Here is a 23,540-nt window from a genome sequence, read left to right on the forward strand (position 1 = left end):
GGTCACGAATTACACCCGAGACTCCAGCAGGGGGTAGACCGTGGCCACCCCCGAACACATTGCGTTCTCAGTCACCGAAAAACAACAAAATCCAAGGAAGTCATCTATGCGCTCAACACAAGTGCCAGCTAAAACGATCGCGGGGGCTGCGTTGGTCGCGGCCATGACAGCCAGCACACCGGTGCTCGCCCAGGAAGACAAGTACATCGACATCATGCCGTTTCTCACTCGTGTGGACGAGGAACGCAATACCGACCGCCAGGCCGGTGGTCTGCGCGCCGCATTTGGCTGGCAAACCCAGGGCAACTGGTTCACCGAAGTCCACCTGTTCGGCACCCAGCTCGATGGCACTAACGACCGCTTAACCACGCCACCGCCGCTGTTTTCCGGGGAACTTTATCCCAGTGGCGACAACGATCTCACCGGGCTCGGGATGGACGCGGTCTACAGCTTCAATGGCCGCAACGGCTACTCGCCTTTTCTGCTCGGTGGCGTGGGCGTGTCCCACAACAACACCAAGTTTGATTACGGATACCAGGAGACCAACGCATTCATCAATCTGGGCGCGGGTATCACCAGTGGTGCCATCAGCCGGAGTGGGCTGAAAATACGTGCAGAAGTGCGCTATTTGCGAGACTTTTTCGCCGGCGACATGAACGACTGGCAGTTTGGTTTCGGGCTGAGCATCCCGCTGAGCTGCCCACCGGTGGCTGCACCAGTCGCGGCGCCGCCCCCCCCGGAACCCAAGCCTGAGATCATCAACCTCGACAGCGATGGCGACGGGGTTCTGGACCGCAACGATCGCTGCCCGAATACTCTGCCCGGCGCAGAAGTGGATGAGTACGGTTGTGTGGTGGCAGATCAAACGATCACCCTGGAAAATATCCAGTTCGAGTTCAACTCAGCCAAACTGACGCCGCGGGCAGAAGCCTCACTGAGCCAAGTGGCTCAGTCTCTGCGCAACCAGCCCAACACCCAGGTGGAAGTGGCCGGGCACACGGACAGCCAGGGCAACGACAGCTACAACCTGCGACTGTCAGGACAGCGCGCGGAATCTGTGCGCCGCTACCTGGTGCAAAACGGTGTCAATGCTGCCCGCATCACCGCCAGGGGCTACGGTGAAACCCAGCCCGTGGCCAGTAATGCCAGCGAGTCGGGCCGGGCCCAGAACCGCCGGGTGGAACTGACCTTCCGCTGAGTTGGTATGACAGCAGCACATCGGGCTCGACGCCACCCGGCGTCGCAGGGAGTCCACCAAGCCCCGGTGCAGCCGCACCGGGTAGCACAAAAGCCGGCATCCGCCGGTTTTTTTATTCACAATCCACAGAAACTGTGGATATGTCTGTGAGCAACTGTCGGGAAAACCCCGCCAGCCCGCATCGCTGCGTAGTACCCACTCTGTGAAGAAAAATTAACCAAATATATTTTATCCATAAAAATCAATAGGTTATAAAAACTTTCAAAACGGTATTGACAAATTACACGCGTAACTCGAGGCAGTGAAATATTCACCGGACTCTGTGGAAAGGTTTTTCCACTAGCCCCTGGGGGCTACATCAAACTCCCGCGCACCGCCCTGCGGCCGACGAAAAAAACGACTCACCACGGCGACGAGCAAGTTTCAGCCGCCAACAGGGCTATCCGCACGACATTGGTGCAATAGATGTTCGAAGGAGTTTGGAGGAATCCCCGCCAGACGCCGGGCGGGATAATTGGACAGGCCACTAGGCTATACCGGCAGACCAAATTTGCCGCTAGCGAACTGCGCGGACGTCCGCGGTACCCTCGGGGCATCGGCACCGCAGGCGGCAAGTCAGGATCGCGAAAATGCAGCCAGGGGATGGGTGGTAACAATGGCGAGCTGCACGCGCTCGCCAGGCTCAGCCTGCACCTCATGACTGGTGCGCACTCGGAGCTGGGCACCACCGCCGACGGTCACCGCAAACAGGCGCGAACAGCCTTCGTAGCGCACCCAGTCGACCATACCGTTGCCATGGGCTGCGGGCACCAGAGAAAGGTCATCCGGGCGCACCAGCAAATCCACCGCACCACTGGCCCCATTGATGGGAATCCCCGGTGCGTGGCCCAGTTCGGTCTCTACCGATCCCTGCCGCAGCTGCCCCGGCAGGAAGCTCGCTTCACCGAGGAAGCGCGCCACAAAGCGGCTGGCCGGCTCGGAGAAACAGCGCTCCGGCGTGTCGAGCTGCTCCAGCTCGCCCCCCTTGAGGATTCCCACCCGGTCACCGATCGACAGTGCTTCTTCCTGATCGTGTGTTACCCAGATCGCAGGAATGCCTGCTTTCTTCAGCGCTTCGCGAATCTCCCAGCGCAAGCTGTCCTTCAATGCCGCGTCGAGGTTCGACAGTGGCTCATCCAGCAAAACAAACGCGGGCTCGTGCGCCAGCGTGCGCGCCAACGCGACACGTTGCTTCTGGCCGCCAGAAAGATTCGCCGGTTTGGCGTGACGGAATGCATCCAGCCCCAGCAGGTTCAGCCAGTGATCCGCCAGTGCCGTATCGGACAGGCGGAAACACACATTCTGCTGCACGGTGAGGTGGGGGAATAGTGCGAAGTCCTGAAACACCATGCCCACATTACGCTTCTCGGGCGGCACCGACTTCTTCGCTGTGGAGCGCCAGGGGCCCAGCTGAATTTCGCCCTCCGAGATCGGAATCAGGCCCGCCAGAGCCTGTAATATCGTGGTTTTTCCGCAGCCTGTGGGCCCCACCAGCATGAGGACTTCATCGTCCCCGAGCGCCAGGTTCAGGTTGTTCACCACACGGGTAGAACCGTAATGCACAGACAGGTTACTTACTTTCAGCATGGCTGCGTTTATTTCCCAGTAACATCGAATTCGGCGCGGCGCTCACCGGACAGCATGAGCGCCAGTCCCAACGCAGACATCAACACCAGCAGCAGGCCCGGAATGGCCGCGCGGCCAAAATAACCCGCCTCGTACACTCGCCACAAGTAAGTAGCCAGCGTCTCAAAGCCGGTAGGCCCCAGCATCAGGGTCGCGGGCAATTCACGCATGGCCTCCAGGAAGACCAGCGCGGCGCCCGCCACCATGCCGCGGATCGTCAGCGGCAGGGTAATTCTCTGAAAAGCCTCGCGCGGGCTTGCACCCAGCAAGCGTGCGGCCTTGACCAGGCTAGGGTCCAGGCCTTCCGCCGTGGAGCGCACAGACCCCACCGCCAAAGGGAGGAAGCGCAGGACGTACGCCAGGACCAGCAGCCCCAGAGTCTGGTAAAGAAACGGCAGCTGCAGACCGACGTACACCAGTGCAGTACCCATGACGATACCGGGGACGCCAAAACCAAAATAGGTCAGCCGCTCCATAAAACGGCCGGCACGACCGGCGATCGCCGCGTGCGCAACCGGAATCGCCAGCACCACCGCTACCAGCGCCGCGAGAAACGAGGCGTGGGCCGAATTCCATGCGTAGGTCGCATCAAAGCCCGCGGTACCCTCGCGCCACAGCCAAATACCAAATACCAATAGCGGCAACACGATAGCCAGCACGAACACCGGTGCAAATACCAGAGCCATCAACAGTTTCTGCCCGCGCGAGGGCCACAGGGTGAGGTGCCGGCCAGGCCGCTCCTTGTTTCCGCGCACGCGGGATTCCAGAAACAACACCAGCCCGACAATGACCAGCAGCTGCAACGACAGCATGGCCGCCTGGCTGAGGCCAAACGCGTTGTACTCGACGAAAATGACCCGGGTAAAGGTATCCACGCGCATGATAGCCGGAGTGCCAAAATCGGATAGCGTATACAGCGCGACCAGCAACGCACCGGCAGCGATGCCCGTAGCAACCCGTGGCAGCACCACACGCCACAGGCTGGCGGCAATACTCATGCCCAGCGTGCGTGCAGCATTCACCAGGCTTGCATCAAGGCTCAGCAGCGATGCGCGCGTGGTGAGCATCACAAACGGATAGGAATACAGCGTCATGACCAGGGTGGCGCCAGGGAGGCCATTCACCGCCGGCATTGACCACCCCAGCAACTGCTGGATTTCGCCGCCGCGACCGAACGCCGCATACAGGGTGAACGCCCCGATATAGCTTGGAATGGCCAAGGGGGCTGCCAGCAGAATCAGCCACAGCCGACGCCAGGGCAACTGCGCGTAGGCCGTAATCAATGCCAGCGGCACCCCGATTGCGACAGACCCCAGCACCGTGAAGACCATCAGCAGCAGGGTATTCGTGAGGACCCGAAGATTATGTGCGTCAAACAGCTCCGCGCTGTCAGACGCCAGCCCCACCAACACGCCAACCGGTACAATGGCCAGCAAAGCAATCAGCAGCGCCAGCGGGTAGGACGCCGGCCATCGCCTTCCCAGGGTCAGGCTCATAGTACCCCGACACGACGCATCAGGTTCAGCGTGGGGCGCAGATCAGCCAGCTGCGTAAGGTCAATTTTTGGCGGGGATATGCTATCAAGCGGCGGCAGGCCCTGCGGCGGCTTGGCGCCCTCCACCAGGGGAATTTCGTAAGCCTCGCTCGCCAGATAAGACTGAACTTCTTCGGTCAGCAGGTAGCGAATGAAGTTGATCGGCAGGTCACCGTCGGACAGTGCCAGAATCCCGCCCGCGTTCACCAGGCAGCCGGCATCGTTCTTGGTAAACCCGAGCGCCACCTTTGCGTCGGGCTTGCCGTTTTTCAAACGCAGGGTGTAGTAGTGATTGGCAAACCCGAGATCCACCTCACCGCGCTCTACCGCCATCACCACACCAAGCTCGCCCGCGTAGGTGGTTGCACGCGCCTTGATCGCACGCAGCCAGTCCGCGGTGACCTTGTCGCCCTCCAGCAAGCGCATCGCTGTTACGAACGACTGAAACGAGGCGTACGCCGGCGCCCAGCCGATGGACAGGTCACTGTCGGCCAGCGCCATGACGCTCTCCGGGATCTGCTCCGCGGTCAGGCGGTCGGTGTTGTAAGGCAGGGTTCGCACCCGGCCAGTAACCGGTGCCCACTGCGTGTATTGGAAGCCGGGCCTCAGCTGAGCGATCAGATCCGCCGGCAACGGGCGCGCCAGCCCCGCATCACTAATGAGGCCAATAGCGCCGGAATCCACCGCCCAGAATACATCTGCGCGTTTCACCCCGGCCTTTGACTCCGCCACAATACTGTTCGCCAGCGCCGCCGTCGCGCCGCGGCGAATCTTCAGGTTCAGCTTCGGGTTGCGCTTGCGAATGGCCTCAAGCACATTCTCATACAGGCCACCCTCCCCCCTTCCGAGGTAGAGCGTGATCTCCCCTTCCAGCTTCGGCAACTGATCGACAGAAACAGCTCCGCCTGGCGCTGCAAAGCTTCGTTGGATGGACATCGGCAAGCAGCTGATCGCACCAACTGCTGCCAGGTTGTGTAAAAAATCTCTGCGCTGCACTGACAGTCCTTACTGTGACGCCCTCAAACGGACCTAGAAAACGTCCTTGCGTTTTTTCTCGGCTTCCAACAGAAGCGATTTGGCTTTATCCAGTTTGACCTGCATGGATTCAACCACCTTCCGCACATCGTCCACGCTGGTCTTGCCGTCCAACGCCTGCGGCAACGTCACGTTGAAATCTTTTTCCAGGTCTTCAACCAGTGCCGCGTCCTGCTCGATGAGCGCACCTTCCACACCTTCAAAGCGGTTCAGGTAGGTATCGTGCACGAGGGAAGTGGCGGCTTCCGGCAATTGTTCTGCATATTTCGCGACAACCCGATCGAGACGGTGTTTGATGTCGTCCAGGGTCTCCGGCGCAGTCGTTGGCTCAGCTTCGGTGGTCTGCACTTTCGCCAGCAAGCCCTTTTCCTGAAACTGTGCTGCGAGTTTCACCGCACCCAGGCCCTGCCAGAATGCGCTGTTCAGTTTTTCCTGCTCGGCGCGCACTTCCGCTACCGGCTTGCCCGCTTCGATCGCCTGCTTGATGCCATAGATGCCCTGCCAGATATTGGCGTACACCGGGACATAATTGGTTTCGATGGCCGAGTGGAAGTCCACCTCCTCCCAGAATTCCAGCAGCTGCTGGGTGTTCATCGCTTTCTTGCCCTTGGCTTCGTAGGTGTCCACAACACCGTCGTACTTGCCAATCAGCCAGCGCACCTCTTCCGAATACTGGTTCAGGTGCCCTTTCAGGTCATTTACGTGGTCGCCGATGGCGCCGTTGGCGGACACCTGAGCGGCACCGAGCAGCGCACACAGCCCCAGTACCAGCCCGAGATGACGATGTTTCCGTACACGAGATGAAGGTTGCATAGATATTCTCTTCGGTTCCTGAAAATCAGGGCAAACGATACTCATTATCAACAACTTAGTAAAGTATCGCCCCGGCAAGACACGGCCTTTTGCGCCGAACCCACGGCAACTCAGGGTAAAGATCGGCAAACGGCCGATACTGTAGAGTCATTGACCGCGCGACACCGCATCTGGACCGTATCTGGACCATATACCATATATGGATAGTCACGGGCGCCGCCACAACGGCGGGGATGCTACCAGCCGGGCGCAGGCTTTTCACCTGTTTCAAGTGGCGTGGAGCGAACGTCTAAAAGGAAAGTCGGGTGTGGCGAAAAAATCACCACCGACCGGCTTAGCCAGTCATCCCTCCGACCGAGAGCTGGTATAGTGTCGCCCCCTGAAACTGAATGTAGCTGACCACCGATTCATGGAGAGCACGCCCGTTGAACACTAAGACCAGAGCCACCTTGCGGCGCATCGCTGGCGGTCTACGAGTGCGCCTTGCGGGACTGCGCCCTCGCCGCGTGCCGATTGCGTTCAAGCTCGCGCTGGTGATGACGCTGTTGCTCGTGCTCGGCATGACAAGTCTGGGCCTGTTTATCGCCGACAACCAGAATCGCCTGCTACGCACCCAGCTACACGATTTCGGCAACACCATGGCGTTGCAACTGGCGAAGCTGGCCAGCGAACCCATCCTGTCTGAAAACAGCCTGAACCTGCGCATGCTGACCACCAATCTCGGGCAGGATGAAAAAGTACTGGGTGCCGGGATTTACGATCATGACGGACAGCTACTGTCGGTCACGGGGCTCCAGCCCGATGCGATCCACTTCCCTTCCGGCCATCTCCCTTCCGGCCATCTCCCTTCCGGCCATCTCCCTTCCGGCCATCTCCCTTCCGGGCCCGCCGGTGTCGTGTCCCAACCCTGGTTTCAGCAAGCGCAGAGTAAGCCACCAGAGCGCATGCTCAGTTTCATTGCCCCGGCTACCTACCAAGACGTTCATGTGGGCTCGGTGGTGGTGACACTTTCCGCATCGCAGATGGACCAGGCGGCCCGCAGTGCCCGCGAAGCCATTATCTACGCTATCCTGGCCATGACCCTGCTGGCGTCCCTGCTGGCCTACTGGCTAAGCCGACGCCTGTCACTACCGATCCACCATCTGATGGAGGCGACCGAAGCCATCGGCCGTGGTGACCTCGCCACCCGCATCGATCAGCAGCGCAATGATGAGCTTGGCTATCTGTTCGAAGGCTTCAACAATATGGCTGCCGGCCTGCTGAAAAAATCTCAGGTAGAACAGGTCTTCTCCCGCTATGTATCCAAGAGTGTGGCCGACAAGGTGCTGGCCAACCTGGATGAGGTCCGTCTGGTGGACCGCCCCATTGAAGCCACCGTGTTATTTGCGGATATCACCGGCTTTACCGCCATGTCGGAAAAGCTGCAGCCGAGCCAGGTCTCCGAGCTGTTGAATGAATATTTTTCGTATATTTCCCGCGCCTGCTCGCTGTATGGCGGGGTGGTCGACAAGTTTATCGGCGACTGCGCAATGCTCGTGTTCGGCGTTCTGGAAGATGACAGCGACCACGCATTTAACGCGGTGAGTTGCGCTATATTGATTCAACAGCTGGCCGCAACACTGAACAAACAGCGCCGCGCCAGTGGCCGCCCGGAAGTGCATTTTCGCATTGGCATCAACAGCGGCGCCATGCTGGCTGGCAACCTCGGTTCTGACGACCGCATGGAGTACACCGTGGTCGGCGATGCGGTCAATCTCGCCTCGCGGCTGTGCAGCGAGGCCGAGCCAGAGCAAATCATCATTCGCAAGCAACTGCTTACCATGCTGGAACCACGCATCTCTGCACAGGCCGGACAAACCCTGTCGATTCGCGGCAAGTCGAGTCCAGTTCAAATTTATTCCGTGCAAGGCATTCACGCTGAGGCGGTACCCCGCCTGCAAACCAACCTGAAAACCTTGCTGGATGGCCGGGAAGCGGACGATAAAATACGCGCGGTGGATCATGCGTGACGGCCGCTCGGCACTTGCCCCACTTTTACTGTTGTCCGCACTGCTGGTACAGCCGTCCTGCGGCCTGATCCCATCAGAGCAGCCCCTCGTTGGCTTCCCACCCAATACCGCCCAGCAGGTGCGTCAGAATGCATCCGAACTCGCGTATCTGCGGGGTCAGCCGGCGCACACTCCCGCTCAGCAAAAACAGATCGCCCAGCTGAGCAGCCGCCTGCAGCAGTTCGAACGGGATGTGATTCTTACTGCGCGTAGCCTCGAGCAGCAAAACCATTGGCGCGATGCGCAACAGGCGCTCGACAGTGCGATACACCTGCTCCCCGATAGCCTGGCATTGCACAGGGCACGGCAACAACAGGTGGAGCGGCGGCAACATCAGGAAGAGCGGGTACGCACAGAGCTGGAGATACACAAAGGCGAGCAGCTGCTGAAAGACACCGTGGCCTACCAGCACCTGCGGCAACTCAAGGAACCCGGTGTACTCAACTGGCTGGAACTGAAGAATTTCAACCGCAAACGCAGGGCTTCCGCAGAATCGCTACAGGAACACGCCCAACGCGCGCTGGAGCGGGAGGATTACGCGCTGGCTCAACGCGCACTGAAGGTCGCACAGGGTCTTTACGGCGAGGATCTTCCACTTGCCAGCGAGGAACGTGAAAAAATCACCCGCGACCTCGCCCTCACCAGCCAAAAACTCCGCCCCGCCAAACCACGCCCGGCAAACCGCCCCCGCAAAAAAGTGGAGAAGCTGCCCGTTGCCGAACTGGAACAATCGCTGGACGCAGGCGACCTGGTCAGCGCCCGCCAACATCTGGACGCCCTGGAGCAACGATCACCCCAGCCCCCGCAATTGCGTTCATTAAAGCTTGAGTTTCAAGCACAACTGGCCAGCCGCGTGACAACGGCGCTGCAGCGCGGCAACGAACTCTACTCCCAGGGCGAGATCCAACGGGCCCTCGATATCTGGCGCGAAGCGGGAGCACTGGCGCCGGACAACCTTGACCTTCAGGCCAGTATTGCGCGGGCGGAGAAGTTACTGGAAAACCTGAAGGCGCTATCGGCACCGCAGGGTGCCGAACGCTAACACGGTTTCAGCTATCCGCCGGCCTTATTCCCACTCAATGGTGGCAGGCGGCTTGCTGGATACGTCGTACGCTACCCGCGAGATGTTCTCGATCTCGTTGATAATCCGGTTGGATACTTTCTCGATCAGCTCGTAAGGCAAGTGCGCCCAGCGCGCCGTCATGAAGTCCACGGTTTCCACCGCGCGCAGTGCCACCACGTATTCGTAGCGGCGACCATCGCCCACCACACCCACGGACTTGACCGGCAGGAATACCACAAACGCCTGGCTGGTTTTGTGGTACCAGTCTGCGTTGTGCAGTTCTTCGATAAAGATCGCATCGGCCTCACGCAGGATATCCGCGTATTCCTTTTTCACTTCGCCAAGAATACGCACGCCCAGACCAGGGCCGGGGAACGGGTGGCGGTAGACCATATCGTAGGGAAGGCCCAGCTCCAGACCAATCTTGCGCACTTCATCTTTAAAGAGTTCGCGCAGCGGCTCCACCAGTTCCATCTTCATGTCTTCCGGCAGGCCACCCACATTGTGGTGCGACTTGATCACATGCGCCTTGCCGGTCTTGGCCGCGGCAGATTCGATTACGTCCGGATAGATGGTGCCCTGAGCCAGGAAGTGCACGTCTTTCAGCGTAGCCGCTTCCTTGTCGAAGATTTCGATAAAGGTATTGCCGATAATCTTGCGCTTGGCTTCCGGCTCATCGACGCCGGCCAGGCGGGACAGGAACTCCTCTTCCGCATCGGAACGAATGACCTTGACGCCCATGTTGTCGGCGAACATCTGCATCACCTGATCGCCTTCGTTCTTGCGCAGCAGGCCATTATCCACAAACACACAGGTCAGCTGGTCGCCGATGGCCTTGTGCAGTAGGGCCGCCACCACAGAGCTGTCGACACCACCAGACAGGCCGAGCAGCACCTTGGCATCGCCCACCTGTGCACGCACTTTGGCGATGGAGTCTTCAATAATGTTGGCCGGGGTCCACAATTTTTCACAGCCACACAGCTCGATCACAAAGTGCTCGTAAATGCGGGTGCCCTGCAGGGTGTGGGTTACTTCCGGGTGGAACTGCACCCCAAAGAAATTTTTCTCCGCGTGGTACATGCCGGCAATGGGGCACGATGGTGTGGAGGCCATCAGTTCAAAACCTTCCGGCATTTTCACCACTTTATCGCCGTGGCTCATCCACACATCGAGCAATGCGCTGCCACTATCGTCCAGGTGGTCCCTGATGTCGTGCAGCAGCGCGGATTGGCCTTCCACTTTCACCTGCGCGTAGCCGAACTCGCGCACATCGCTGCCCTCCACGGCGCCGCCCAGCTGGTGTGCCATGGTCTGCATGCCGTAACAGATACCCAGCACGGGCACACCCAGCTCAAAAACAGCCCCGGGGGCGCGCGGGGAACCCTCTTCCGGCACCGACTCCGGGCCGCCGGCGAGGATAATGCCTTGCGGGTTGTACTCACGGATTTCCTCGTCGCTCATGTCGAACGCGCGAATCTCGGAGAACACACCCAGTTCGCGCACGCGGCGGGCAATCAGCTGGGTGTACTGGGAACCGAAGTCGAGGATCAGAATTCGGCTGGAATGGATATCTTGGCTCATGGCTTACTCGTACCAGTTTTATAAACGGCAAACGGACCCTGAGAGGTCCGTTTGCGGTTCACTTGAAAGTGCACTTCTGTTTTTAAATGCCCCTGTCGGGGCACGATGTCTCTGGCGCGGCTGTTAGCGCCCGCCAACCGGGTAGTTTGGCGCTTCCTTGGTGATCTGCACATCGTGTACGTGAGACTCACCCATGCCCGCGGCGGTTACCCGCACAAACTGTGGCTTGGTGCGCATGGTCTCCATGTCCACACTGCCGGTGTAGCCCATGGCGGAACGCAGGCCACCCATCATCTGATGCACGATCACCGAAATCGGGCCTTTGTAAGGAACACGGCCTTCGATGCCTTCGGGTACCAGTTTTTCAGCGCCTTTGCTCGCGTCCTGGAAATAGCGATCGGATGAACCCTGGGTGCGCGACATGGCACCGAGGGAGCCCATACCGCGGTAGGACTTGTAAGTACGCCCCTGGTACAACTCCACCTCACCGGGAGCTTCTTCCGTACCGGCGAGCATGGAGCCCATCATGACCGAGTAGGCTCCCGCGACGATGGCTTTGGAGATGTCCCCGGAGAAGCGGATACCGCCATCGGCAATCAACGGCACGCCGGTGCCTTCCAGGGCCTTGGCCACTTCTGCGATCGCAGAAATTTGCGGCACGCCGATACCGGTGACGATACGGGTAGTACAAATGGAACCGGGGCCAATACCGACTTTCACCGCATCCGCACCGGCTTCCACCAGCGCCGTGGCTGCTTCACCGGTAGCGATGTTGCCGCCAATCACATCCACCTGCGGATGCATTTCCTTGATGCGACGTACGCGGTCAATCACGTTCTTGCTGTGGCCGTGGGCGGTATCGACTACCAGCACGTCCACGCCTGCTTCCACCAGGGCCGCCACACGGTCATCGGTATCCGGGCTAGTGCCCACCGATGCGCCGACACGCAGGCGACCGTCGCTGTCTTTACAGGAGTTGGGGTACTGCTCAGCCTTATTGTAATCCTTGACGGTAATCAGGCCGCGCAATTCGAATTTGTCGTTCACCACCAGCACTTTCTCAATGCGGTGTTTGTGCAACAACTCACGCACCATTTCCGGTGCGGCGCCTTCCTCGCAGGTCACCAGGCGCTCTTTCGAGGTCATGATCTGCGCCACCGGGATATCCAGGTTGGTCTGGAAGCGCACGTCACGGCTGGTGACGATGCCCACCAGATTACCTTTATCCATCACCGGCACGCCGGAGATGTTGTGGTGGGTGGTCAGCGCGATCAGTTCGCGTACGCTGGCGTCAGACTCAATGGTGATCGGGTCTTTTACAACGCCTGCTTCAAATTTCTTCACAGCACGCACCGCGAGCGCCTGCTCTTCAATGCTCATGCTCTTGTGAATAATGCCGATACCGCCTTCCTGGGCCAAAGCAATGGCCAGGCGCGACTCGGTCACGGTATCCATCGCGGCGGAAACCAGCGGGATATTCAGGGTGATATTACGAGACAGTTTTGTCTTCAGGGAAACGTCTTTGGCCGTGACCTCGGAATAACCGGGCACAAGTAGGACGTCGTCGAAAGTGAGGGCTTCGCGTGCTATACGCAGAGATTCAGACATGGACACTCATACCTCAAGGGAGCGGGAATGGGTATCGGCGCGATTATAGCCGCAACCTTTCCGGAAACAAAAGACTATTTGCACGGGAATGGCAAATCCCTTTACCTCGGCGGCCATCCTTGCAATATTGGCCGCCCGATCAAGCGCAGTAGAGACCGAAATGCTCAGCACACCTCCCGGCACGCCCAATCCACTCCCCACCGACGGCCGCCCGGTCATGAGCGTCAGCGAGTTGAACCGGGAAGTGAAGCAGCTGCTGGAGGGGAGCGTCCCGCTACTGTGGGTGGGTGGCGAGATATCCAACTTCGCAGCCCCCAGCTCCGGCCACTGGTACTTCACCCTCAAGGACGCACGCGCCCAGGTGCGCTGCGCCATGTTCCGCGGCCGCAACCGCAATGTACAGTTTCAGCCCGGCAACGGCCGTGAGGTGCTGGCGCGGGCCCGTGTCAGCCTGTACGAAGGCCGCGGCGAATTTCAGCTGATCATCGAGCACCTGGAGGAAGCGGGGTTTGGCGCCCTAATGCGCCAGCTGGAGATGCTCAAAGCCAAACTCCAGGCCGAGGGCCTGTTTGACCTGGATCGTAAAAAGCCCCTGCCCTACCTGCCCGCAACCATCGGCATCATCACCTCCCCAACCGGCGCCGCGGTGCGCGACATGATTCAGGTGCTGGGTCGCCGCTACCCCGCGGCCCAGATCGAGCTGCTGCCGGTACCGGTACAGGGGCAAGGAGCGGCACAGCAGATCGCGGAAGCCATTGCCCTTGCCGGTCGCCTGCAAAGGCACGACCTGCTGATCGTTGGCCGTGGCGGCGGTTCACTCGAGGATCTCTGGTCATTCAACGAAGAGGTGGTTGCGCGTGCACTGGCGGCATGTCCCATACCGACCATCTCGGCTGTGGGCCATGAAACCGACACCACCATCGCCGACCTGGTGGCGGACGTGCGCGCACCAACCCCGTCGGCGGCGGCGGAGATTGCCAGCGCCAATGCGGCCGCCCTGCGTGAGGACATAGAAACTGTCGCGCGACGCGTCACCCGCGCGCTGGAGCAACAGCTGCGGCATCTGCGACAGCATGTCCAGCTAGTCAGCAATCGCATTCGCCACCCGCGCGAGCAATTGCAGAATCGTGCGCAGCGGCTGGACCATCTGGAAATACGCCTGCGAGCCGCCATCCACAGCCGCACAGCGGCCAACGCCCGGCGCCTGGAGCTGTTTGCACGCACCCTGACACAGGTACATCCACGACACAGGTTAGGCCAGGCACACACCCGACTGGATCAGCAGGCCCAGCGCCTCGACAAATCCATGCGCACCCTGCTCCAGCACAGGCGGGAACAGGTGATCCACGCCAGCCAGCTGCTTCACAGTGTCAGCCCACTGGCGGTGCTGGAGCGCGGCTACGCCATTGTCCAGACGGAGCAAAACCAGGTTGTGCGTCGCGCACAGGAGGTTACCCCCGGACAAAAAATTCACGCACGATTGGCAGAAGGCGAGATCACGGCCATCGTTGAGTAGCGGCGCGCACCGCCCCCGCACCTCTCCTCGCCTCCCGCACAACCAACTGCCCGCCACGGACCCTAGGATTACCCTGTTGCCTAACTCAGCAAACAGGGTTCTCTATGACGGCAATCTGCCCCCTTCAACGCAGGCTGATCATTGCCATGCTGTTCCTGTGCGCTTTCCTGGTCGGATGCCAGGACAAGCCCGGTGACGCTGGTAGCGCTCAACAGTCCCCGGAAGAAATCACAAAAGAAACGGACATACACTTTCAAAACTATACCGAAACCGGTGATCTAAGTGCCCTGAAAAAGCGAGGCACCATTCGATTCATCACACTGGCAACCTCCGAAGATGACCTGCTGCCGCGCGCCAGAATCGTCACCCAGAAGCACTACGAGTTGGCAGAGGCACTCGCCAAGCGGCTAAAGCTCAACCCCCACTGGCTAGCAGCAGCCTCCCCGGCCGACGCACTGGAAATGATCAAAAGTGGACGCGCGGATGTCGTTGTGGGCAATCTCACCCGGACGGAGGAACGCGCGCAGCAATTCGACCTCTCAGAGCCCATCACCCAATCCCGTCAACAGCTGGTGACCGGGCGCAATGGGCCCGATGTGGCGCGTCCAGACAGCCTGCGGAACACCGTCATCTCGATTATGGAAGGCAGCACCTATGTGGACTCGGCACGCCAGCTGCAGGAAAAAATCCCTGGCGCAAAACTGGAAATGCGCAAACTCAGTAAATCCGACACCGTCGATCGCATGATTGACAATATCAATCAACGGGAAAACGTTGTAACAATTATTGATAGCAATATCGTACAAGGCGTACTGGACTATCGCAGTGATTTGAAGGCCGGCGTTTTCGTTTCGGATGACGAGGACATCGTATGGGCGATGCGTAAAGAATCACCGGATTTGAAGTTGCGCATCAACAATTTTTTGACGAAGAAACTAGTAAAAGCTCCACAGGAAAGAAAGTCTGATTGGCCATCCATTAAAAAATCCAGAGTCATTCGCTTTCTCACCTACAACGGGCCCACCAGTTACTTCATGTGGAAAGGTTCGTTGATGGGCTTTGACTACGACCTGGCAAAGTCCTTTGCCCAAAAGCATAACCTAGAGCTGGAGCTGATCGTTGTCCCCCACGACCAGGCATTGACGGACTGGCTGCAAGCTGGCCGGGGAGACTTCGCCGGTGCATCCACATCGATCACACAAGAAAGAATGGCACAGGGAGTTGACTTCACCACGCCGTATATCGAGATGGCGGCACAGGTACTTTCTCATGGCGGAAAATCCGAGATCAAGACACTCGAAGACCTGAATAATCGAACGCTGACCCTGCGCGAATTTTCAATATTCGAAGGCATTGCCAAATCCCTTCAGGAAAACGGCATCCGGGTAAACGTAAAAGTCGCAGACCCCGGGGTAAGCCTCGAGCGGATTATCAATATGGTCGCCGACGGTAAAGCCGATGCAACCATCGCAGACGCCAGTGCCGTCGAGATTGCCGCATCGTTGCGGAAAGAAGTGACGGCGGGGCCGCTGGTGAGCGATCCCATTCCGCAGGGGTGGATGGTAGTCAAAGGCAATACTTCGCTGAAAAAACGCCTGAATGCTTTTATCAAAGAGTACCAGACCACTCAATCCTTCAGAAAAAAGGTCGACTACTACTTCAAGCCCAATGCCGCCGGCAGTGAAAAAATTGTGCAACGGCTCAAGCCCGGTGAAGACCTCTCCCCTTATGACGAACTGGCGAAGCAGTCCGCACGTAAATTCGAATTTGACTGGCGCCTCATCGTTGCCCAGATGTGGCAGGAGAGCAGCTTCAACCCAGAGGCCGAATCCCCGGCAGGTGCCCAGGGCCTGCTGCAGGTAATGCCTCGTACCGCCGAAGAAGTGGGCTACTCGCCCCCCCTATTCGATCCCCAGCGTGGCATTGAGGCAGGCGTCAAGTATCTGAGCTGGATCAGAGACCGCTTTGAGCCGGGAATCAGTTTAGAAGACCGTCTGTGGTTTTCACTGGCCGCCTATAACGCGGGCATTGGCCATCTGTACGATGCCCAAAGGCTCGCACAGGAACTGCAACTCAATCCAGAGGTTTGGTTTGGCAACGTGGAGATTGCGATGCTCAAGCTGTCAGAGCCACGCTACTTCAAGGGGGCGCGTTACGGTTACGTACGCGGCGCAGAGCCGGTCCAGTATGTGCGCAATATCAGTCAGATCTACCGCGCCTACACAGACATCACCCCGGGGGAAATTGCCCTGCAAGCACGCTACCTACCTCCGTATGCGCACGCAACGAGCCCTCGAAACAACGCGCATCCCAAGTACCCGCATACACCTTCGTGGAAAGGCATCCACGCACAACCGCAGCGGGTGCCAGGGTCAATAAATACGAACGCCCCCTGGCGACCTTAACATAGAGAATCCCCGGAATTTGGGAGTGACTATGGAAAAAGGCTACTCGGCTCAGGCACACTCATTGAGCCACCAATGCATTATTCTTTGCGTGACTTGCATCGCACTGTGGTTGAGCGCGTGCGACCGCGCCCGGACCACCTCAGACTCCCCCGTAGCTCCGCAAGCAGCCGAGCAAACAACCAACAAACCAACGAATTCAACAGAAGGTGACGCGGGGCGCTTTATCGATAAGGGTGACCTGAAAGCCATCCAGGATCGCGGCATGATCCGATTTGTCAGCCTGACCGGAGACAACCAGCCAATACTCCCCCGCGAAGCCATCGTCAACCAGACACACCGGCAAATGGGCGAGGACTTTGCCAAGAGAATCGGTGTCGCCACACGCTGGCTTGTCGCGCAGACCCCTGAACAAGCCTTACAGATGGTGAATGATGGCGAAGCGGATGTGGTGGCAGAAAACATGAGCATCACCCCGGAACGCCAAGCAATCGTGGCGTTCAGCATCCCAATTATGCAGACTTCCGACCTCCTGATTACCGGCAAAAACGGGCCGGATATCAGCAACATCGAAAACCTTCAGGGGACAGAATTCATCGTCCTCGCGGGTAGCTCTTACGCAACTCTGGCACACACGTTGGCTGCCGAGCACCCGCAAGCCGGGTTTTCGGTGCGGGAGGTGTACCTGACTCAGGAGCGAGACACCCTGTTTGATATGGTTGCCGAGTCTGACAATGCCGTTACCATTTTGCACAAGAACCTGGCCGACGAGACTCTCAAATATCGCGACGATCTGAAAGCAGGTGCAACCGTAGGTTCCCCGGAGAATATCGCGTGGGCCATTCGCAAGGATTCCACTCGACTGCAGAACCGCATCAATAGCTTTCTTACCCGAACACTGGTCCACGCCATTCCAGAGCGAACATCCCATTGGTATGCGATAAAAAAGTCCGGCGTCATTCGTTTTGCCACCTATAACGGTCCTACCAGTTATTATCTGTGGAAGGGCGTTCTGCGTGGCTTTGACTACGAAATGGCAAAGGCGTTTGCGGACAAGCACAAGCTGCAGCTGCAGGTTGTGGTTGTTCCCAACGAGGAAAGTCTTGTGGACTGGGTAGTGGAAGGTCACGCTGATATCGCCGGCGCCTCCACCACCATCACCCAGGAACGGATTGAGCGCGGGGTAGCCTTCAGCTCGCCCTTTATCGAAACCACCGAAAAAATCATCAGTAATCGCAAGCTGCCCAAAATTGAAACCCTCGCCGACCTGAAAGGGCGTACCATCACCCTGCGCGCCTACTCTTCCTTCATCCAGACCGCGCGCACGCTGCGCGAGCACGGTGTGGATGTCAATGTCCAGGTAGCTCCTGCGCAAATGTCGTTTGAGGAAATCCTGAACAAGGTCGCGGAAGGCGAGTTTGAGGCCACCATCGAGGACGGTTACATCGCCGACATTCAGGCGGCTCTGCGTCCGGAGCTTGTGATTGGCCTGCAGGTGAGTGAGGGACGGCCACAGGGGTGGATGGTGAAACAGGGGCATGACGACCTGCTACGCCAGGTCAACCGCTTTCTCAAACGCTTTAGTCGCAGCGAGCAGTTCGACAAACTGCTGGAAGCCTATTTCAAGCCCGATAAACACCTGGTACAAAAAATTTCCGCGCGGGTTATCCCGGGCGAGGCGCTGTCGCCTTACGACAAGCTTGTGCAGGAGTCATCTTTGGAGCACAACTTTGACTGGCGGCTCATCGTGGCACAAATGTGGCAGGAAAGTAATTTCAACCCGAATGCGGTCTCCCCGGTGGGCGCCCAGGGGTTAATGCAGGTTATGCCGCGCACCGGTGAGGATATGGGTTATCCGCCACCATTATTTGACCCGGAGAAAAACATCAAGGCGGGCATGAAATATATGGAGTGGGTGCGCAACCGCTTCAAGGACCCTCTTCCCGTGCGCGAGCAGCTCTGGTTCACACTCGCCTCGTACAATGCCGGGCTCGGCCACCTGCTGGATGCCCAGCGCCTGGCGGAAAAGCTCGGCCTGAACCCCAATCGGTGGTTCGATAATGTCGAGGTGGCAATGCTCAAACTTTCGGAACCGCGCTATTTCCAGAAGGCGCGCTACGGCTATGTGCGCGGCTCCGAGCCTGTCGCCTACGTACGTAAAATCAGTCGGCTTTACCAGGCCTACACCAATGTCGCCACTGGTGATATTACCGCGAAAGCCGCTTCGCCCTGGAATACGGCATTACCGGGCATCATGGCGTCAATACAATCTTGCCGATATGCCGGCCCGACTCCATCAGTCGATGCGCGTCCGCCACGTCTTGCAGCGCAAAAGTGGCAGCCAACTGCGGACGAATTTTGCCCCCCTCGATCAGTGGCCAAATCTGCGACTCCAGTTCCCGGGCAATTGCCGCTTTCATCGCCAAAGATTGGGGGCGCAGGGTCGAACCGGTCAGTGTCAGGCGCTTCAGCATCACCGGTAGCATATTGACCTCCACCTTTGCGCCTGCGAGGAAGGCAATGTTAATGATGCGACCATCGCGGGCGGCGCACTGGATATTCCGATTCACGTAGTCGCCGCCCACCATATCCAGAATGACGTCCGCTCCCCTGCCCTCGGTGGCTGCTTGGATTTCCTCTACAAAATCCTGCTCGCGGTAATTGATCGCCCGCTCAGCCCCCAAACGCTCACAGGCCGCGCACTTCTCAGCACTGCCCGCGGTAGCAAAAACCCGCGCTCCCAGATTCGCAGCGATTTGTATCGCACTGGTGCCAATGCCGGATGAGCCCCCATGTACCAGCAGAACCTCGCCCGCACGCAGTTCGGCACGCTGTACCAGATTGCTCCACACGGTGAAAAAGGTTTCCGGCAGCGCCGCCGCCTCGGTATCCGTCAGTCCGGAGGGCACTGGCAAGCATTGCCCCTCGGGGGCCAGTGCATATTCTGCATAGCCACCGCCATTGGTCAGTGCACAGACACGATCTCCGACGTTCCAGCGCTGTACACCCGGCCCAACCGCAACCACTTCACCGGCCACTTCCAGCCCGAGCACCGGTGAAGCGCCAGCCGGCGGCGGATAGAAACCCGCACGCTGTACGATGTCCGGGCGATTGACGCCGGCGGCGGCGATCCGGATCAACACCTCGCCATCTCCGGGCACCGGTATTTCGCCCTCAGCGATGAACAGTGTTTCAGGCCCGCCGTGTTCCCACAAATCCACATATCGCATGGTTTTCTTTCTGCTATTCATTCGCTCTCCCACTCCATTTCTGCAGGCAGACTGTAGCTAATTTTTATGGCAAAAAAAAAGCCCGGCAAAGCCGGGCTCTTCTACCAAAGGTCGCTTACAGATCGTAGGTCAATTCCACGCCCACAACGCGGCCTTTATTCAGCGGTGTAAAGCTCGCACCCGCACCACCCAAGGTAGGGGGCAACTGGGTATTGTTGCCTTCCGTCACTTCATCCAGCATGTTTTTGCCAAACAGCGCCAGACGATAGTTGCCGGAATCCGGTACAAAGCCAAAGCTCAGGTCCAGCATATCGGCCTCAGACAGCATACCGAGATTGTTGTCGGTATACGGCGCGGCGTCCCGGTGATTGAAGTTAACGCGCGAGGTCAGCACCCCGAGGTTACCCAGCTGCAGGTCATGCACCACACCAACGCCGTAGGTCCAGGGCGCCAGGCGGGGGATATCCAGACCGAGGTCTGTCGCATCAACCAGCCCGTCGCCGCTGATGTCCCCACGCACGCTGTCGTAGGCGCCATCCACGTAACCGACATTCGCGGTAAACAGCAGGTTATCACTGGCAACGACCATCGCCTCAAGCTCCGCGCCCTGAATGGTGGCGTCTGCGGTGTTGCGAATGTACTGCACTACCGAGAAAACCGGGTCCGCCAGGTTCTCTTCGCGCTGCATATCGTCGATGGTGTTATGGAACAGGGCCATATTGGTGCGTACCCGGCCATCGAACCACTCGGCCTTACCGCCGATCTCAAAGGTCGTCTGCTCTTCCTGATCGGTTGGGCCCGGCTGGTACAGCAGGCCGGTATTACGCATATTGTAACCACCGCTGCGGAAGCCCTTAGTCCAGTAGCTGTACAGCTGCGCATCATCGCTCAGGTTCCACTGCAGGCCCACTTTCGGAGTGAAGGCGCTCCAGGATTCACTGTCATTGAAGTCATAGAAGGCGCAACCACTCTGGTCACACTGGGTATTGCCGACCACCACCGGGTTGATGGTAGCGACCTGCGCATCCTTGTCTTCCACCGAGTAGCGACCACCCAGAGTCAGCACCCAGGACTCGTTCAGGTCGATGTCCGCCTGCGCGAACACGCCCATAGCGGTGTGTTCCTGCTCACCACCACCGGTAATATCCAGACCATTCAGCGGCAACAGGCGGTTTTCATAATAGGACAGATCCTGGCTGAACCAGTAGAGCCCGGTGGTCACGGCGGTGGCACCAAAGCGTCCGGCGTAACGCAGCTCGTTACTGATCTGGCTCTGGTCAATGCTGGTGGCCGCGTGGAAGGCGGTGATCGGCAAAGAGTCGATATCGGCCAGACCTGTAGCGGCGTACTCGCGCCAGGCCAGAATGTTGGTGATGGTGCCATCACCGAAGGCGACATCCTGGTTGTACTCGGTAATGACCTGGGACCATTCGTCTTCCTGGAAGCCCTCTTCGTTCTGTGCCACCTGGAAAGAGTCGTCGCTGTTATCCCAGTCAGACACATCCACACCAAAGAGCGCATATAAAGGGAAGTTCGGCGCGAGCTCTCCGCGGTTCTGCGCCACCGCTCCTGCGGCATCCATACGGCCGTGCTCCATACGCACCAGCAGCTCGGAGGACTCGCTTAACGCAACGCTGAAACTCGGGCGAATAAACCAGGTATCGGAACCACCGGCCTCATCGTTGCCGGTGTAAACATTTTCAAACCAGCCCTGGTCATTGTTGTAGTAGGCGGTAAGGCGGCCGTTGACGCGCTCGGAAATAGCACCGTTTACCGTTGCAGCGGCAACCGTATCGAGGTTGTCTGTCGTGGATAGCTTGAACTTGCTGGAGAATTCTTCCGTGGGGCGCGCCGTCTTGATCACCACCGCACCACCGGTCACATTGCGTCCAAACAGGAGCCCCTGGGGACCGCGCAGAACTTCAATGCCCTCGAGGTCGAACATATCGGTGACCACACCGGCGTTCACCCCCATATACATACCGTCAACGAATACACCGACGGTGGGGTCAATGGAAGGAATCGAGCTGTTGACGCCCAACCCGCGCACGGTAAAGTTTGCGGTATTTTTTACGGTGCCGATATCTTCCAGCTGGACGTTCGGCATTTTGAAAGACAGGCTCTGCAGATCGCGTGTCTGCAAGGCTTCCAGCTGATCGCCGGAATAAGCAGTGGCCGCTACCGGCACCTCCTGCAGTTTTTCAGCGTCCGCGCGTTTCCGAGCGGTTACCTGAACTTCCTCCATCAGTGTACTGATAGAGCCTTCTCCAGCCGCTGCCTGTGCGCTGCCCACACCGCAGGCCAATGACATGGCCGCAAAGGAACAGGCCGAGGCCAGCACCAGGCTGCTGCGCTTGTTAGTCGCTGTATTTGCACGAGGGAGCGTTACGTTAAACGCGTCAGATTGACTTCCCATGTTTTTCTCTCCATTGCACCGAGTTATTTTTATGTGTTTCTGCAACAGAACTTCCGCGGCCGGTCCCGCATATCACCGCTTACTATCGCGACCCGATCCGCAACCGCACTGTCATCTTGCCCACTCTTTGTTCGAGCAGGTCAGGGAAAGACTACAAGAGGTTTTTACATTTAAAAAGCGAATTTTTCCCAGTGATTAATTCTATCAATCAACCAGCGTGCGAAACGTAATCACGAAATTCTTACATTGACGCGATGACCGGAGCGTCACAAAAAAGATCGGCAACGTTTGTTCCCTTATTCCACCCTCGCCCCGACGGTCATGTCGAACCTGCTTGCATTTGCTCCCTTCGGTAACATGCCCACCGGCGCACGCAATCCGCCAGGTGAATAGCCAGCATTCGCCCAGGGAATAGCCCGGGCACAATTATTCGGCATCAACAAGGCGTGAGGCACCAGCGCGGCATCGGCAGGCCCCGAAAATGAAAGAAGAATAAAGGAAGAACTTGAAAATACGGGCAAGCGACACAGGACGCATCGCTTGCTGACGCCGATTGTGCAGAAGTGCTCAGGGGCTCAAGCGTTCGATTTGCCAGCCCCCGCCTTCCATTGCACGATAGACGAAGCGATCATGCAGCCGGGAAGCACGCCCCTGCCAGAACTCCACCGCGTGCGGCTCCACCCGGTAGCCACCCCAGAAATCCGGGCGGGGAACATCCTGGCCGTCAAACTTCTGTCGGAAAGATTCGAAGCTCTCCTCGAGCACCTGCCGGGAGACAATCGCATCACTCTGGTGGGATGCCCAGGCCGCGATCTGGCTGTCTCGCGGGCGGCTGCTGAAGTATTCATCCGCTTCGGCGTCACTCAACAACTCGGCAACGCCGCGCACAATCACCTGACGATCGAGGAAATGCCAGGGGAACAAAAGCGATACCTTGGGGTTGGCGGCAATGTCCCAGGCTTTCTGGCTTTTCAGGTTGGTATAAAAAACAAAGCCGCGCTCGTCGAAGCCCTTTAACAGCACAATCCGCTGAGAGGGCTGACCACTGGCATCGGCGGTACTCAGGCACATGGCACTCGGGTCAGAAAGTTCCGCCTTCACCACTTCGCCTAGCCACGCCTCAAACTGGACCACCGGGCTTTCCGCCAGGTCACTGCGCTGGAGCCCGCCCTGCACATACTCTCTTCGCCACTGATCAATTTCCATCGCTGTCATATCCTTACCGCTGGTTCTTTAAAAAGGTTACCCGCAAGTTTACGCAGTTGCGTGCCAAATCCCAATTTGCGCAATTTTCCCCGCCGCAGTCCGTGACTACACTCAATTATCCGGCGTTTTCTGCAACGGAAACGCAGACTCTGCGGGCACTTGCAGGGCCGTATTGCGCCCGTTAGTCTGCGACGCAATCCTGATAACAATCCATCTTTGAGT

At 58.5% G+C, this 23,540-nt stretch carries 14 protein-coding genes and 1 pseudogene; 6 read left to right on the plus strand and 9 right to left on the minus strand.

Going from position 1 to position 23,540, the window contains the following annotated elements:
- Positions 1-106 precede the first annotated feature (106 nt).
- A complete protein-coding gene (locus AU182_RS12045; protein WP_082859408.1) occupies positions 107-1,198 on the plus strand; it encodes an OmpA family protein in 1,092 nt (363 codons plus the stop codon).
- A gap of 615 nt (positions 1,199-1,813) precedes the next feature.
- Here AU182_RS12045 and AU182_RS12050 read toward each other — a convergent pair.
- The 4 genes from AU182_RS12050 to AU182_RS12065 form a co-directional block, all read right to left on the minus strand.
- On the minus strand, positions 1,814-2,824 hold the full coding sequence (locus tag AU182_RS12050; protein ID WP_066965441.1) for an ABC transporter ATP-binding protein: 1,011 nt from the start codon (positions 2,822-2,824) through the stop codon (positions 1,814-1,816).
- Positions 2,825-2,832: 8 nt separating this feature from the next.
- The gene (locus tag AU182_RS12055) at positions 2,833-4,359 is read right to left on the minus strand and encodes an iron ABC transporter permease (RefSeq protein WP_066965444.1); all 1,527 of its coding nucleotides are present in this window, start codon (positions 4,357-4,359) and stop codon (positions 2,833-2,835) included.
- A complete protein-coding gene (locus AU182_RS12060) occupies positions 4,356-5,333 on the minus strand; it encodes an extracellular solute-binding protein (protein ID WP_227718241.1) in 978 nt (325 codons plus the stop codon). Before AU182_RS12060 ends, AU182_RS12055 begins: the two co-directional genes overlap by 4 nt.
- Before the next feature lie 93 nt (positions 5,334-5,426).
- Positions 5,427-6,245 carry a hypothetical protein gene (locus AU182_RS12065; protein ID WP_066965450.1) on the minus strand — a complete coding sequence of 273 codons (819 nt, stop codon included), beginning with the start codon at positions 6,243-6,245 and terminating at the stop codon, positions 5,427-5,429.
- Positions 6,246-6,670: 425 nt separating this feature from the next.
- On the opposite strand from AU182_RS12065, the gene AU182_RS12070 reads away from it, so the two are divergent.
- Positions 6,671-8,254, plus strand: a complete 1,584-nt coding sequence (locus tag AU182_RS12070; RefSeq protein WP_153039220.1) for an adenylate/guanylate cyclase domain-containing protein — start codon at positions 6,671-6,673, stop codon at positions 8,252-8,254.
- Positions 8,247-9,335: a hypothetical protein gene (locus AU182_RS12075; protein ID WP_066965453.1), complete on the plus strand. Its 1,089-nt coding sequence runs from the start codon at positions 8,247-8,249 to the stop codon at positions 9,333-9,335. The genes AU182_RS12070 and AU182_RS12075 overlap by 8 nt, the downstream gene beginning before the upstream one ends.
- Before the next feature lie 24 nt (positions 9,336-9,359).
- Here AU182_RS12075 and guaA read toward each other — a convergent pair whose 3' ends face one another.
- Positions 9,360-10,937 (minus strand): glutamine-hydrolyzing GMP synthase, encoded by a 1,578-nt coding sequence (guaA, locus tag AU182_RS12080; protein ID WP_066965456.1) that lies wholly within the window; start codon positions 10,935-10,937, stop codon positions 9,360-9,362.
- 123 nt (positions 10,938-11,060) lie between these two features.
- On the minus strand, positions 11,061-12,545 hold the full coding sequence (guaB, locus tag AU182_RS12085; protein ID WP_066965458.1) for an IMP dehydrogenase: 1,485 nt from the start codon (positions 12,543-12,545) through the stop codon (positions 11,061-11,063).
- Between the two features lie 160 nt (positions 12,546-12,705).
- On the opposite strand from guaB, the gene xseA reads away from it, so the two are divergent.
- The 3 genes and pseudogenes from xseA to AU182_RS12100 all read left to right on the plus strand — a co-directional run.
- The gene (gene xseA / locus AU182_RS12090; protein WP_066968061.1) at positions 12,706-14,061 is read left to right on the plus strand and encodes an exodeoxyribonuclease VII large subunit; all 1,356 of its coding nucleotides are present in this window, start codon (positions 12,706-12,708) and stop codon (positions 14,059-14,061) included.
- Positions 14,062-14,207: 146 nt separating this feature from the next.
- The gene (locus tag AU182_RS12095) at positions 14,208-16,466 is read left to right on the plus strand and encodes a transporter substrate-binding domain-containing protein (RefSeq protein ID WP_066965470.1); all 2,259 of its coding nucleotides are present in this window, start codon (positions 14,208-14,210) and stop codon (positions 16,464-16,466) included.
- A 346-nt stretch (positions 16,467-16,812) separates the two neighbouring features.
- Positions 16,813-18,483, plus strand: a pseudogene (locus tag AU182_RS12100) (transporter substrate-binding domain-containing protein); the annotation flags it as partial.
- 235 nt (positions 18,484-18,718) lie between these two features.
- Here the strand turns inward: AU182_RS12100 and AU182_RS16760 are convergent.
- From AU182_RS16760 to pdxH, 3 genes are all read right to left on the minus strand, one after another.
- Positions 18,719-19,696 carry an NAD(P)H-quinone oxidoreductase gene (locus AU182_RS16760; RefSeq protein ID WP_082859412.1) on the minus strand — a complete coding sequence of 326 codons (978 nt, stop codon included), beginning with the start codon at positions 19,694-19,696 and terminating at the stop codon, positions 18,719-18,721.
- Positions 19,697-19,811: 115 nt separating this feature from the next.
- Positions 19,812-22,112: a TonB-dependent receptor gene (locus AU182_RS16870; RefSeq protein WP_066965485.1), complete on the minus strand. Its 2,301-nt coding sequence runs from the start codon at positions 22,110-22,112 to the stop codon at positions 19,812-19,814.
- Between the two features lie 567 nt (positions 22,113-22,679).
- Complete coding sequence (gene pdxH, locus AU182_RS12115; RefSeq protein ID WP_066965487.1) at positions 22,680-23,318, minus strand: pyridoxamine 5'-phosphate oxidase; 639 nt, start codon at positions 23,316-23,318, stop codon at positions 22,680-22,682.
- Between the last annotated feature and the right edge of the window lie 222 nt (positions 23,319-23,540).

The organism is Microbulbifer sp. Q7 (assembly GCF_001639145.1).
Lineage (GTDB): Bacteria > Pseudomonadota > Gammaproteobacteria > Pseudomonadales > Cellvibrionaceae > Microbulbifer.

What these genes read in the sequence shown, in the direction of transcription:
- AU182_RS12045 (WP_082859408.1), top strand. Translation starts at nt 107, where the DNA reads ATGCGCTCAACACAAGTGCCAGCTAAAACGATCGCGGGGGCTGCGTTG.
- AU182_RS12050 (WP_066965441.1), bottom strand. Translation starts at nt 2,824, where the DNA reads ATGCTGAAAGTAAGTAACCTGTCTGTGCATTACGGTTCTACCCGTGTG.
- AU182_RS12055 (WP_066965444.1), bottom strand. Translation starts at nt 4,359, where the DNA reads ATGAGCCTGACCCTGGGAAGGCGATGGCCGGCGTCCTACCCGCTGGCG.
- AU182_RS12060 (WP_227718241.1), bottom strand. Translation starts at nt 5,333, where the DNA reads ATGTCCATCCAACGAAGCTTTGCAGCGCCAGGCGGAGCTGTTTCTGTC.
- AU182_RS12065 (WP_066965450.1), bottom strand. Translation starts at nt 6,245, where the DNA reads ATGCAACCTTCATCTCGTGTACGGAAACATCGTCATCTCGGGCTGGTA.
- AU182_RS12075 (WP_066965453.1), top strand. Translation starts at nt 8,247, where the DNA reads ATGCGTGACGGCCGCTCGGCACTTGCCCCACTTTTACTGTTGTCCGCA.
- guaA (WP_066965456.1), bottom strand. Translation starts at nt 10,937, where the DNA reads ATGAGCCAAGATATCCATTCCAGCCGAATTCTGATCCTCGACTTCGGT.
- guaB (WP_066965458.1), bottom strand. Translation starts at nt 12,545, where the DNA reads ATGTCTGAATCTCTGCGTATAGCACGCGAAGCCCTCACTTTCGACGAC.
- xseA (WP_066968061.1), top strand. Translation starts at nt 12,706, where the DNA reads ATGCTCAGCACACCTCCCGGCACGCCCAATCCACTCCCCACCGACGGC.
- AU182_RS12095 (WP_066965470.1), top strand. Translation starts at nt 14,208, where the DNA reads ATGCTGTTCCTGTGCGCTTTCCTGGTCGGATGCCAGGACAAGCCCGGT.
- AU182_RS16760 (WP_082859412.1), bottom strand. Translation starts at nt 19,696, where the DNA reads ATGCGATATGTGGATTTGTGGGAACACGGCGGGCCTGAAACACTGTTC.
- AU182_RS16870 (WP_066965485.1), bottom strand. Translation starts at nt 22,112, where the DNA reads ATGGGAAGTCAATCTGACGCGTTTAACGTAACGCTCCCTCGTGCAAAT.
- pdxH (WP_066965487.1), bottom strand. Translation starts at nt 23,318, where the DNA reads ATGGAAATTGATCAGTGGCGAAGAGAGTATGTGCAGGGCGGGCTCCAG.